The organism is Gordonia sp. DT101 (assembly GCF_049844895.1).
Lineage (GTDB): Bacteria > Actinomycetota > Actinomycetes > Mycobacteriales > Mycobacteriaceae > Gordonia.
Genome location: NZ_JBNCLX010000002.1, coordinates 926,760 through 941,346, shown reverse-complemented (window position 1 = coordinate 941,346; position 14,587 = coordinate 926,760). Strand labels below are relative to the sequence as shown.

Sequence of the window (14,587 nt, the reverse complement as noted above, 5' to 3'; positions counted from 1 at the left end):
GCCACCGACGACGGCAGGGCCGGAGCGTCGGCGTCGACCATGAACGGGACCGTCATCGGTTCGGCGTCGACGCCGCGGCCGCCGGCACCGAAGAAGTTGAATCCGATCGACGGCAACGGCCGTCCCGCCAATCGCTCGTCGCCACCGAATCGGAGCAACCCGAACCCGATTCCGTGATCGGGCTGGGTCAGACGCTCCTCCTTCGCCGCCTTCACCGCGTGCACCACGTCGGCGGCCGGATCCACGAGCATCGGGGCGATCGAGGTGAACCATCCCACTGTCCGCGACAGATCCGCGGTGCGCGGATCGGCACCGTGCGCGAGCACGTCCTCGTACCGACCGTGCCCTTCGACCAGCACACCGACCGGCGCGGAGTCGGAGATCCCCCGCGCGACTTGCCAGGAGCGCACCGCACGTGCCAGGCCCGCCAGCAACGCATCGTTGACATGACCGGAGAACGCCTCGGGGACCACTGTCACCAACGCCTCGGTGACCGCCGCATCGACCCGGTGCGGCACCGATCCCACTGTCGAGAACCGGTCGCGCGCAGGGTCGATCACGGCTCCGAGGTCGGTCGGGTCACCCGACCGCGACAACCAGTGGCCGATCTCGGCCGAACGATCGGTACGCCGGTGCGCCAGTGCCGTGTGCCACGCACGCGCCGACGTCACCTCCGGTCGCACCGTCAACTCGTCGCCGGACACCAACTGTCCCCACACCGTGATGACGTCTTCGATCAGCACCGGCCATGACACCGCGTCCACACCGAGGTGATGGATGGCCACCACCACCCGCGCGCCGTCGGCACCCGACACCAGCACAGCCGAGATCAGCACGCCGTTCGACGGATCCATCCGCCCCAGCGCCGCCGCATGCGCCGAGCGCACCGTGTCGGCGAACTCCGGCGTCCCGGTCGCCGCGGGCGTCGAGACCTCGGCGACCACCGGAGGATGACCGACTCCAGCGGTCTGGCACCACCGGCCGCCGGTGTACACCAGACGGGCGGACAGCATCGGGTGCGCATCGGCGAGGGTGCCGAGCACCGCACTCAGCACGGCGACGTCCGCTGCATCCGGCGCCACCAGGACCACCGACTGCGAGAAGTCGGCGAAGTCCGCCGGGGTGTCGGACAACTCCAGCATCCAGGACACCACCGGCGACAGTTCCACCTCGCCGGTGGGGCCCCCGGCCGGTTCGTCGACCATGGGCACCCGATCGCCACCGGCCGCGAGCGCCCGGGCCATCGCACGCACGGACTTGTGCTCGAACACCTCGCGCGGCGACAACGACAGCCCGGCCGCGCGGGCCGCCGAGGACAACTGGATCGACAGAATCGAATCACCGCCGAGCGCGAAGAACGACTCGACGACGCTCACCCGGTCGACGCCGAGAACCCCGGCCACGATCGCTGCCAGGGTCTCCTCTGCCGACGACGACGGCGGGACGTGGTCGGCGGTGTCGGTGACGATCACCGGTGCCGGCAGGGCGCGCTTGTCCAGCTTTCCTGCCGGGGTCAGGGGCAAGGCGTCGAGCACCATGATGCTCGACGGCACCATGTGCGACGGCAGGCGTTCGGCGACATGATCGCGCAGCGACGCGACGTCGACCGACCGGTCGGCGACCACATAGCCCGCCAGCGCGCTCGCCACCGATCCGCCGACTCCGACCACCACGGCCGACGCGACGGCCGGATGAGACTCCAGAGCAGCCTCGATCTCCCCCAGTTCGATGCGCAACCCGCGGAGTTTCACCTGGTCGTCGCTACGCCCCACGTACTCGAGCACGAGCTCGCCCGTCTCGGTGCGGCGCCATCGGACGACGTCGCCGGTGCGGTACATCCGATCGCCCCGGCCTCCGAACGGATTCGCCACGAACCGTTCCGACGTCAACGACGGACGGCGCAGGTACCCGCGGGCGAGCGCCACACCGCCCGCGTACAGGTCACCGGGCACTCCGACGGGGACGGGATTCAGCCGGCCGTCGAGCACCAGGAGCCCCACACCGTCGATCGGGCCGCCGATGTGGACCGGCGAGCCGGGTGTGAGTGCGCGACTCATCGCCACGGCGATCGAGGCCTCGGTGGGCCCGTAGGCGTTGAAGAAGGAGAGCCCCGACGACCACCGGTCGACCAGGGTCTGCGAGACCGCCTCACCACCGGACATGAGGACGCGGAGATCCGGCACCGAATCCGGCTCCAGGGTCGCCAGCACCGTGGGGGTCAGGAACACGTGGGACAGTCGCTGGTCGCGGATCAGCGCCGCCAGCATGTCGCCGCCGAGCACGCTGTCCGGCCGGTACACGAAGGTCGCTCCGGAGGTCGACGCGAGCAGCCATTCGAGAATCGACGCATCGAAACTGGGAGAGGCGAATCCGAGAACCCGAGACCGTGTGTCGACGCCGAACCGGGCGACCTCGGCGACCGCGAAGTTGTGGATGCCACGATAGGTCACCGACACCCCCTTCGGGGTGCCCGTCGAACCGGATGTGTAGATCACATAGGCGATGGCGTCGAGCCGTGGTGCGGCGGGCAACTCGTCGGCCCGCACCGGCGCGTCGTCGAATGCGCCACCGATCTCCTCCGATCCGATGCCGTCCACCGGGCTCCAACGCACCCCTGACGGCAACGCCGAACGCAGCCGCGTGGTCGTCAGGCCGGTGCGCACCTGCGAGTCGGTGAGCATGTGCTCGATCCGCTCGGCGGGATAGTCCGGGTCGATCGGCAGATAGCCTGCACCGGTCTTGGCCACCGCCCACATCGCCGTCAGCAGTTCGACCGAGCGGCCGATCGCGAGCGCGACAAGGGATTCGGTGCCGATCCCCTGCGCGATCAGCCAACGCGCCAGCCGATTGGAACGGGCGTCCAGCTCGGCATAGGTCAGTTCCGCCCCGTGCCCGTCGGACACCGCGACGTGTTCCGGATGAGCGCGGGCGATCTCGCCGAACACCTCGGCCAGCAGCCGCGGGGCCGCCACCGGCCCACCGGTCACCGGAAGCAGTGCCCTGGCCTCGTCGTCGGCGAGCAGAGAGGTGTCACCGATGGGCAGGGCGGGCTCGAGGGTCAGCTTGTCGAGCAGCCGGACCAGTTGTGCGGCCATGTGCTCTGCGGTGGGGGCGTCGAACAGATCGACCGCGTAGATCAGCGAGCCGTGCCACCTGTCACCACCGTCCGTGATGCCGACGGTGAGATCGACCTTCGCCGGAACACCTTCGACAGCAATGGAACTCACTTCCAGGCCGGCGATGTCCGCGGTGAGGACGCCACCCTGGGCGAACTCTGCGAGCACCGACTGATCGAAGGACAACAGGACCTGTGTGAGGGGGGCGAAGGCTTCCGACCGCACCGGTTGTAGGTGCTCCACCACCGTCTCGAAGGGCACATCCGCATTCGCGAACGCCTCCAGATCGGTGACCCGCACCTGATCCAGCACGTCGACGAACGACATTTCCGCCCCGACACGTGTCCGCAGCACCAGCGTGTTCACGAACATCCCCACCAGTGGATCCAGCACCCGCTGACCGCGGCCCGCGATCGGCGTGCCGACCGCGATGTCGTCGGTCGCCGACAGCCGGCCCAACAACACGGCCAGGCCCGCGTGCACCACCATGAACGGCGTCACGCCGCGCTCGCGCGCCAGCACCGAGATCCGGTCGACCACCCAGGTGGGCACCTCGAACGAGACCTCCGCGCCACGCTGCGACGCGACGACCGGACGTGGCCGGTCCCCGGGGATCTCGAGCACGTCGGGCACGCCGGCGAGTTGCGTCGACCAGTAGGCGAGCTGACGCCCCACCACCGAATCGGCGTCGTCGGCAGAACCCAGCACCTCATGCTGCCAGATCGCGAAATCCGCGAATTGCACGTCCAGGGGCGCGAACTCGGGCTCGACGCCCGCCACCCGCGCCGAATAGGCTGCAACCACATCGGCCACCAGCGGCCCCATCGACTCGCCGTCGGCCGCGATGTGATGCGCCACGAGGCCGAACACGAACTCGTCCGCCGAGCTACGCCACAGTCGTGCCCGCAGCGGCCACTGCGATGTCACATCGAACCCGCCCGCTATCGCGGCCTGCAGTTCGTCGCCCGAATCCACCACCGCCCAGTCCAGTCGCTCGGCGACCTCCTCCGGAGAATCGACGACCTGTACCGGAATACCTTGCCGCGCCGGGAACGTCGTACGCAGCACCTCGTGCCGGATCACCACATCCGTCAGGGCGGCACGCAGCGCGTCCACGTCGAGATCACCCGCCAGTCGCAGCAGCACCGGGATGTTGTACGTCGACGCCGCCGGATCGAACTGGTTGATGAACCACATCCGCAGCTGCGCGAACGACACCGGCACCTCGTCGGGCCTCGGCTGCACGGGCGTGACGGGTGCGAGCGCAACCCCACGACCGCCGACCACGTCGGCCAGGCCACGCACCGACGGCATGTCGAACACATCCCGCACCGACAGATCCACGTTGAAGGCCTCGCCTGCGCGCCCGACGATACGTGCCGCGGCCAGGGAGTTGCCGCCGAGATCGAACACCGAGTCGGCGACGCTGACCCGTTCGAGACCGAGCACGTCCGCGACGATCTCGGCGAGGATCTTCTCGGTCTCGGTGCCGGGTGCGACATACTGCGCCACCGTGAGGATCTCGGGTTCGGGCAATGCCCGGCGGTCCAGTTTCCCGTTCACCGTGAGCGGCAGCTGATCGATCGGCATCACCACGTCGGGCACCATGTAACTCGGCAACGCCCCTGCCGCGGCGATGCGGATCTCGGATGGGGCCACATCGGTGTCGGCCTCGAGCACCACGTAACCCACCAGGAGTTCGTCACCGTTGTCGCGCTGCCGGACCGCCACCGCGGCCGCGTCGACTCCGCGCGTGGCCAGCAGCGCCGACTCCACCTCGCCGAGCTCGATGCGGAAGCCACGCAGTTTCACCTGCGCATCCGACCGACCGAGATACTCCAGCGTCCCGTCCCGCCGGATCGCGAGGTCACCGCTGCGATACATACGCGTTCCGTTGCCGGTGAACGGATCGGCGACGAATCGTCCCGACGTCAGCCCCGGACGGCCGAGATACCCACGCGTCACCTGGGTGCCACTGACATAGATCTCGCCCGGCACTCCGTCCGGCACCGGACGGAGTCGGTCGTCGAGCACATGGATCGTCAATGCGGGCAGACCCTCACCCACATCCGAGCCCTTCGCGGACGCCACGAAGTCGGGATCCAGTGCCCGGAACGTGGAGTGCACCGTGGTCTCGGTGATCCCGTACATGTTCACCAGTACGGGGCCCACCGTGCCCTCGGCCTCGAGCCGGTCCTCGTACCACCGACGCACCTGCGCGAAATCCAGTGCCTCACCGGCGAACATCATGTAGCGCACGCTCGCGGACAACGGATTGCGCGACGACGGACGCACGGCCGCGGCGAGCTGGTAAAAGGCCGACGGCGTCTGCGAGACCACCGTGACCGATTCCGTGGCGAGCAGTTCCGCGAACTCGTCCGGGCTGCGGGTGGTCAGGAAGTCCACCACCACCAGCCGCCCGCCGAACAGCAGCGGTCCCCACATCTCGAAGACCGACACGTCGAACGCATAGGAGTGGAACATCGTCCACACATCTGCCTCGGTGAACCCGTAGTGCCGCTGAGCCGCAGACATCAGCGCGATCACGCTACGATGTTCCACCACAACACCTTTGGGTCTACCAGTGGAGCCCGACGTGAAGATCAGGTAAGCGACTTGTCGAGGGTCGATCGACGCCGGGAGCGAGTCTTTCCCCGACGCACCGGCCGTCATCAGTTCGTCGACGGTGCTGCGCTCGACGTCGAGGAAGTCGAGTGTCTCCCGTCCGCCGTGGTCGGTGATGATCAGCGACGGCGCGGCATCCGCGACGACGAACGAGAGTCGCTCGGCCGGATGTGACGTGTCCAGGGGCAGATAGGCCGCGCCGGACTTGAGGATACCGAGGATCGCGACCATCACCTCGACGGTCCGTGGGGTGGCCAGTCCGACGACGTCTCCTTCGGCGACGCCGGCGGCGACCAGCCCGGCGGCGACGGCATCCGACCGCTTGTCCAGCTCGCGATAGGTCAGCGCAGCGCCGTCCAGGTCCGTCACCGCGACGTGTTCGGGGAACCGGTGGACCGCCGAGCGGAAGATCCCCGGCAACGATCCCCAGTCCGATGTCCCCGCCACCGCACAGGCCCGTCCGCGGATCTCCTCGAGCGCGGCCTGTGTCGCGGTGGCGATTCCCGCCGGGTCGAGACCGTCCCGAGGGATCAGTGCCGTCACGATGGCGCTCACCGCCGCCTCGGTGTCCAGGCCCCGGGCGGTGAACACCGCCGCGGTCGCACTCACACGCGTGTTCAGATCTGCGAAGGTGGTGCGCCCACCGGCATGCGACAGGGCGATTGTCTCCGGCTCGATCTGCGCCGCAATGGTGATCAGGTCTCGTGTCGGCGGACGCCGTCCCCATCCCGTAGAAATGTCCACCACGTCCGCACCGATCCCCGTCACGTCCGTTCGCTACCTTCCGCCTCGACCGAATTCGTAGGGTTTCCGCCGCGCGCGGCGTCACGATCGCGCCGGCCGGCGGCGATCACGCCATGGGCACGCTCACGGAGCTCGGCCAGCAGTCCGTCGAAACCCTCCGGGCCGGATTCCGCCAGCCCGGGAACAAGTGTCATGAGAGCCATCGTCAGCGCCGAATCCGAATCCGACGCTGCAGGATTCATCGCACTGGTCATGATCTCGAGGTCCCCGAAACCGAGTGCCGCCGGACCGCCGACCGCGGTGGCGGTGCGATCGATCGCGGCGGCCTCGAAGACCAGCACGGCCAGACTCTCGTCCGCGTCGTCCACCGGCGATCCGGCCGCCGCCACCACCTCGTCGTCGAGACGGATGCTCACGTCACCGACCACACACTCCGGGTCGTCCGCGACCGCCTCCAGCAGCTGCAGATACCGCAGGGCCATCCGATCGATCGTCGTCCGGTCGAAGAGATCTGCGGCATAAAGGAATTGCCCGCGCAGCGCGCCCCCGCTCCCGTCCCGGTCCGGGTCGTTCGGGAAGAGGGTGAGCTGCAGGTCGACCTTGGCCGATGCCAGCTCCTCGTGTATCGGCTCCACCGTGAGCCGATCGAACTGCAGCGTCGGGAACTCCACGTCCTGGAACGCGAGCATCACCTGATAGACCGGGTTGTAGGACGTGGGCGGCTTGGGCAGCGTCCGGGACACGATGTTCTCGAACGCGATGTCGGTGTGCGACATGTCCGCGAGATCGTCGTTGCGCACACGCTCCAGCAGGTCGACGAACCGCTCACCCGGGCTCACCCTGGTCCGCAGGGCCAACGTGTTGACGAACATCCCCACCACGTCGTCGAGACTCTGCTCGCCACGGCCGGCGAACGGCGTTCCGATCACCAGGTCGTCGCGGCCCGAGATCCGGTTCAACAGCATCGCGAACGCGGCGTGGATCACCATGAACGACGTGGTGTGATGTTGCCGCGCAACGATGTCCAGATTGGTCACCACAGACGCGGGGACCTCGAAGTCCACCATGTCGCCGCGGAAACTGGGCGTCTTCGGCCGGGAGTGGTCGTGGGGCAGCTCCAACCGCTCGGGCGCTCCCGCCAGCCGCTCGTCCCAGTATGCGAGTTGACGCTCCTCCTCGGTGACGCCGTCGCCGTCGGTGACCGCCAGACGTTCGGACAGCCAGAGGCTGAAGTCCGCGTACTGCACCGGCAGGGGTTTCCATGCCGGCTCCGCCCCCGCGCTGCGTGCCGCGTACGCCGTCATCAGATCCCGCGCCAGTGGCGCCATCGAGGCCCCATCCGCGCTGATGTGGTGGACCACGAAGACCAGGATGTGCTCGTGCGCAGAGACCTTGAGCAACACCGCCCGTACCGGCGGTCTGGTGGTGATGTCGAAACCCTCGCCGGTGACCTGACCGATGGCCGACTCGATCGATGTCGTGACGGTGCGCTCCTCGATGGTCAGCTCACTCTCGACCACGTCGGCAGGCATGATCACCTGGATCGGCTCGTCATTGATCATCGGATAGGTCGTGCGCAGCGATTCGTGTCTGCGAACGATGTCGGCGGTCGCGAGCTGGAGCGCGACGACATCGAGATCGCCCGTCAGTCGCAACGCCATGGCGACGTTGTAGGCCGCGGACCGCGGATCGGCGCGGTTGACCAGCCACAGCCCACGCTGCATCCCGGACACACGTACCAGCTCCGCTCGGCTGCGCGCGAGCAGCGGCGGGCCGCCCTGCCCGGTCGGACCACCGGCGAGAGCCTGGGCGAGCGACGACACCGTCGGGCGCTCGAACAGCAGCTTCACCGGGACCTGTCGATCCAGGAGCGCGGACAGTCGGGAGGTCACCTTGGTCGCCGAGAGCGAACTGCCACCGAGGTCGAAGAAGTCGGCGTCGGCACCCACCCGATCCTGGCCGAGCACCTGGCCGAAGATGCCCGCGACGACCGCCTCCATCTGCGAGGTCGGCGCCCGGTACGGCGCGGACACGGTGAAGTCCACCGGCGGAAGTGATTTCCGGTCGATCTTGCCGGCGGTGGTCAACCGGAATTCCTTCACGATCACCACCGCGTGCGGGACCATGTAGCCGGGCAGTTGCGCAGCCGCGTGTTCGAGTATCCGCTTGGGCTCGGCCGCCGCGCCCTCGACCAGTCGTGCGTAGGCCACCAGCACGTCGTCACCGCCCGGCCCGGGAACCCCGAGGCTGACCACCTCGGTCACCATCGGGTGATGCAGGATCGCGGCGTCGACCTCACCCGGCTCGATCCGTAGCCCGCGGATCTTGAGCTGGAAGTCGGTGCGGCCCACGTACCGGAGATTTCCCGACGCCGTTCGCATGGCCCGATCGCCCGTGCGATACATCCGATCTCCGGCGGAGAACGGGTTCGCCACGAACCGGGTGGCGGTGAGATCGCTCCGCCGATGATAGGCACGGGCGAGCTGGGCCCCGGACAGATACAGCTCACCGGGCACCCCCACGGGGACCGGGCGAAGGGTGTGATCGAGCACCAGACTGCCGACTCCCGGCACCGCTTGCCCGATCGTGACCTCGTCGCCGTCGTGCAACGGCCCCGCCGCGGTGGCCCAGATCGTCACCTCGGTCGGGCCGTACAGGTTGAAGAACGCCCGGCCGGCCCGCGCCCACTTCCGCATCAGATCGGGGGGGCACGCCTCTCCGACACTGATCACGCGGCTCAGGCTGGGTACGGCGGCCGGTTCCAGCGTGCCGAGCGCGGACGGGGTCATGACCGCATGGGTGACCCGATGCCGGTCGATGAGCTCGGCGAGTTCGTCGCCGCCGAACACACCCGCCGGGCTGACGACGAGCTCGGCACCCGTGCACAGTGCCATGAGGATCTCGAAGATGGACGCGTCAAAACTCGGTGACGCGACGTGCAGCACCCGGGAGCGCTCGTCGAGGCGCAGGATCTTCTGCTGATTGGCCACCACGTTCGCGAGGCCGACGTGACTGAGCGCGGCCGCCTTCGGGCGCCCGGTGGAACCGGAGGTGTAGATCAGGTACGCGAGATCGTCCACGCGCGGGGCGCGCCGGAGCTCACCGGCGTGCAGGCGCGCACCGCTGTGACCGGCCAGTTGCAGCTCCACCGCCGCGTCGTCCACCTCCAGCCAGGAGACACCCTCGGGTGCCTTGCCCCGGACGGCCGTCGATGTCAGTCCAAGGGCCGCCCCGCTGTCGGCGAGGATCTCCGCGAGCCGTGACGGCGGATGGCCGGGATCGATGCTGACGAACGCGGCGCCCGACTTGATCACCGAGACCATCGCGAGCACCGAGAGATGCGAACGCGGGATGCAGATGGCGACCACGTCGCCCGGGCCCAGACCACGGGCGACCAGTTCCCGCGCGAGTTGATTCGACACCACTTCCATGGTCGACCAGGTGATGGTGGACGTGCCGCTGATCGCCACCGCCGCCGGATTCGCGTGCACCACTCCGGCGACCAGCAGGTCGCGCAGGGTCTCCGGGATCACTCGCGTTTCCGGAGGAGCGGTCAGTGCCGCCCGCTCCTCCCCCGCCACGAGATCGATCGTGCCGACCGGTCGGGCAGGCGACTCGATCATCGTCCGCAGGACGGTGACGAGTTGCGTCGCGACCCGCTCGATCGTTCGGTGATCGAAAATATCTGCAGCGTAAGCGTATTCCACGTCCAGACCGGTTCCACCAACCTGGTCGGTGACCGTTACCGAGAGATCGAACTTGGCCGCCGGAACACGTGCGTCGAGCATCTCGGCCGACTCGACCCAGTCCCCGAGCGCCGTCGCCTGCCCTGGATGCATGGTCAGCGCCACCTGGAACAACGGGGTGTGGGCCGCCGATCGTTCGGGGGCAACTGCTTCCACGACTCGCTCGAAGGGGATGGACGAGTGCCGCATCGCCCGGGTGCGGATGGTGTGCGCCCGGTCGAGCAGTTCGGCGGTCGTGTCCTCCGGGCGCATCGATGTCCGCAGCACCACGGTGTTGACGAACATGCCCACCAGGTCGGCGGTCGCGGGCTCGTCGCGGCCGGCGACGGCCGTCCCGATCGCCACCTCGTCCACCTCTGCCCACCTTGCGAGCAACACCGCGAATGCGGTGTGCACCACGGAGAACGGCGTGACATTGTGATCCCGGGCGAGGGTGCGGATACCGGCCGCGAGGTCGGCGTCGAACACCGTGTCGACGTATCCGCCGTTACCGGTCGCGACGTGCGGACGCGGATGGTCGGTGGGCAACGGCAGGAAGCCCGGGAGCCCCGACAGTTCCTCCTCCCAGAACGCCAGGCCCTCCCGGGCGACCGGGGTCGGGTTCTCCGGGTCACCGAGGAGTTGATGCTGCCAGATCGCGAAGTCGGCGTACTGCACCGTCAGCGGCGGCAATGCCGGGCCGTCGCCGGAGCGCCGCCCGGTGTAGGCGACGAAGAGATCGCGGATGAGCGGTATCAACGAGAATCCGTCTCCCGCGATGTGGTGGAGCACCACGACCACGACGTAACCGGTCTGATCGCGGAGAATCCTCGCGCGGAACGGGATGTCGTGGGCCAGGTCGAACCCCCGGGCCGCCTCCGCGGCGATCGTCTCGTCGACTCCCTCGTCGACGACCGCGACCTCGATGTCCAGAAAGTCCATCGCCTCGGCTCGCGACAAGATCTCCTGCACGGGCTCGCCGCCCACGGACGCGAACCTGGTGCGCAGGGTCTCGTGGCGATCGACCAGGTCACCGAGTGCACCTTGCAGCGCATCGACGTCGACGTCGCTCCCGAGCCGGACGGCGCCGGGCATGTTGTAGGTGCTCGCCACCGGATCCATCCGGTTCACGAACCACAGGCGCGTCTGCGAGTGCGACAACGGGATCGTATCGGGACGCTGCTCGACCCGGATCAGTTCGGGTCGACCATCGGCCCCGCCTCGCCGGGAACGCTCCGCGATCTCGCCGACGTCGACCGAGGTGAACACATCGGTCAGGTCGATCCGAACATTGTGCTCGACCCGGCCCCTCGACACCAGGCGCGCGGCCATGAGCGAATCACCGCCCAGCGCGAAGATGTTGTCGCGCAAACCGACACGTTCGACACTGAGGAGTTCACCGATCAGTGCTGCCAGCGTGTGCTCCACCGGCGTGCGCGGCGCCTCGTAGGCGATGACCGGACGCAGGTCCGGCGCAGGCAGTTGCTTGCGATCGAGTTTGCCGGTGGCGTTGATCGGGAACTGATCGAGCAGCACCGCCGCCGACGGGACCATGTGCGACGGTAGGTGACGACGGCACCAGGACAGCGCCGCGGCCTCACTGACCGAATCGTCGTCGGACCGCAGATATGCGACCAGGACCGGTCCCGGCGCCAGGTCGGTGCGCGGCACCACCGCGGTCGCATCCACTCCCGGCATGCTGTCGAGCACCGACTCGATCTCACCGGGTTCGATCCGTTGCCCGCGGATCTTGACCTGGAAGTCGGTGCGCCCGAGGTAATGCAGCTGGCCATCGGGGCTCCAGCGAACCAGGTCGCCGGTACGGTACATCCGGGAACCGTTCGGACCCAGGTGGTTTGCGACAAACCGGTCGGACGTCAGATCCGACCGACCGACATAGCCGTCGGCGAGCTGACACCCCGCGAGATACAGTTCGCCCGCGACACCGGCGGGAACGGGCCGCAGCCGCGTGTCGAGGACGTAGACGTCGGTGTTGGCCACCGGCCGGCCGATCGGCACCGGGCCGTCGTCGGCGACCACCCGATACTCGGTGACATCGATCGCGGCCTCGGTCGGACCATAGAGATTGACCAATTCGGCCGACGACCCCTCTAGCACGCGGTCGGCGAGGAGTCGCGGCAGCGCCTCGCCGGAGGTGAATACCCGCCGCACGGTCGGGGGCAGCAGTGTCAGGTGCCCGTCGTTCTGCAGGACCTCGGTGTAGACGTCGAGCATGGACGGCACGAAGTGCAGGACGTTCACCTGCTCCTCGGCGATCAGGTCGAGAAGGTATTCCGGGTCGCGGTGTCCGTCCGGCCGGGCGATCACCATCTGCGCTCCCTGGGCCAACGGCCACAACAGCTCCCAGACGGAGACGTCAAAGGTGAACGGCGTCTTGTACAGCACCTTGTCGCCTGCGACCAACGGGTAGTTGTCCTGCATCCAGGCGAGCCGGTTGTGCACTGCAGCGTGCGACACCTGCACACCCTTGGGGGTTCCGGTCGACCCCGAGGTGAACAGGACGTACGCGGCCTCGCTGCCGCCACCCGTCACACGGGCCGGCGCGAGATCGGCGATCGCAGCAGGATTGTTTGCGGCAGAGTCGAATCCGATGGAACTCATCAGTGCCGCGTCGACGATCAGGTGGGCGGCGACGGTCTCGGCGATGAGACGGCGACGCTCCTGCGGCTGTGCAGGATCGACGGGGACGTAGGCCGCTCCGACGGAGAGCGTCGCGTAGATGGCGGCGACCTGTGCGATGCCGCGGTCGAGGGCCACCACCACGTGGTCGCCGCGGCCGATGCCCGAATCGACCAGGTGTGTTGCGATCAGAGTCCGGAGGCGATCGAACTGGGTGTAGCTCCAGCGCCGTCCTCCGGACTCGATGGCGACGTCGTCGCCGCGGTCACGAACCCGCTGCTCGAAGGCGGCGAGCAGGTGTGCATCGGGATCCGGCGGCGTCGCCTGTGGTCCGATACCGAGGCCGACCATCTCCTCGCGCTCACCGTCGAGCAGCAGATCGACGTCACCGATCAGCAGATCCGTATCGGAGAAGATGCGGTCGAGGAAGGCCATGAAGCGCTGCAGATGCCCCTCGAGTTCGACGGCCGAGTAGAGATTCGGATTGCCGTGGAAGTCGACCACCAGCCGCGCGCCAGGGCTGGCCTGATAGACGTTCAGCCGCAGATCCTCCAGAATACCCGATGTGAGAATGTGGTAATCAACTGTGGCACCGGTCAATTCGATCGGCTTGTCGAAGAACATCAGGTTGATGATCGGGCCGAACGACGCGGTGTTCGCATCCTGCAGGCCGGCGTCGATGCGGATGTCCTCGAACCGGTACCGCTGGTGGCGGAGGGCACCGGTCAGCTCGAGCTGGACCTGTTCGATCAGGCCGCGCATCGTCAGCCGCGAGGCGTCGCGGACCCGAACCGGCAGCATGTTGGCAAGCATTCCGCTGGCGCGCTTGATCTTTGCCGTCGAGCGACCGGTCACGGGGAGGCTCAACACCACGTCGTCGGTGCCGGCCATCCGGGCCAGGTAGGCGGAGAAGCCCGCGGTCAGGAGCACCGCCGCCGATGTGTTGGCCTCGGCAACGACACGGTCGAGATCGGACTGCTGGGATGCGCTCAGCTCCGACCCGGCGACCAGGTTACGAGGTGACAGCTCCGCGGCCACCGATCGATGTGCAAGCGTGACGCGTTCCGGCAGATCCCGGACCCGCTCGACCCAGTACTCGCGGTCGGTCTCCCGGCGGGTACCGGCGATGTACTTCTTGTCGTCCTCCACGAGTTCGGCGAGTGACGCGCCCCGGTTCGGGATGAACTCCGAACCCTCGACGGCCGCGTTGTACCTGGTCACCACCTCGAGCACGCCGGTCAGCCCGGCATAACCGTCCATCGCGATGTGATGAGCCCGCACATACCAGAAGGAACGGTCGTCGGCGACCCTGATGACCGTCGACACGACCAGGTGGTCACGTCGCAGATCCATGTGCTGCTGATAGTCGTCGTTCATCCATCGGAGCGCGGCACCGACGGGATCCGCATGGTCGCGGAAATCGAGGAAATCGAGATCGTTGTCGAGATCCTGATCGACGATCTGCATCGGTACGCCGTTGACTTCTAAGATCCGGGTGAAGGCGGACTCACGTTCACGGGCATTCGTGACGATCGCGTCTCGGAAGTACTCACGATCGAGCGGGCGGTCTTTGTCCCGGATATCGAGATACTGAGCAACGGTAACGGAATAGTCGGCAGAGAGATTCTCGGCAAACCACATCCCGCGCTGCGCGGCGGTCAGCGCGAAGGGGACCAGTTCGGCCCCGCTCTCTGTGTCTTTCTCAGTGGCGTCATGGGCGTTCTCGACCGAACCCAT

Annotated in this window: 2 protein-coding genes (1 of these 2 running past the window's edge); both read right to left on the bottom strand. The window is 67.9% G+C overall.

Going from position 1 to position 14,587, the window contains the following annotated elements; translation table 11 throughout:
• A protein-coding gene (locus tag ACLQ3I_RS10660) for a non-ribosomal peptide synthase/polyketide synthase (RefSeq protein ID WP_425801742.1) crosses the window boundary here: on the bottom strand, window positions 1–6,509 show its 5' portion. It extends 18,478 nt beyond the left edge of the window; 6,509 of the gene's 24,987 nt are visible here — the first part of the coding sequence; it begins with the start codon at window positions 6,507–6,509; its stop codon lies off the left edge, out of view.
• Complete coding sequence (locus ACLQ3I_RS10655) at window positions 6,506–14,587, bottom strand: amino acid adenylation domain-containing protein (protein ID WP_425801740.1); 8,082 nt, start codon at window positions 14,585–14,587, stop codon at window positions 6,506–6,508. Before ACLQ3I_RS10655 ends, ACLQ3I_RS10660 begins: the two co-directional genes overlap by 4 nt.

Bases quoted from the DNA above. Each gene is read 5' to 3' on its own strand.
- ACLQ3I_RS10655 (WP_425801740.1), bottom strand. From the start codon at position 14,587: ATGGGTTCGGTCGAGAACGCCCATGACGCCACTGAGAAAGACACAGAG.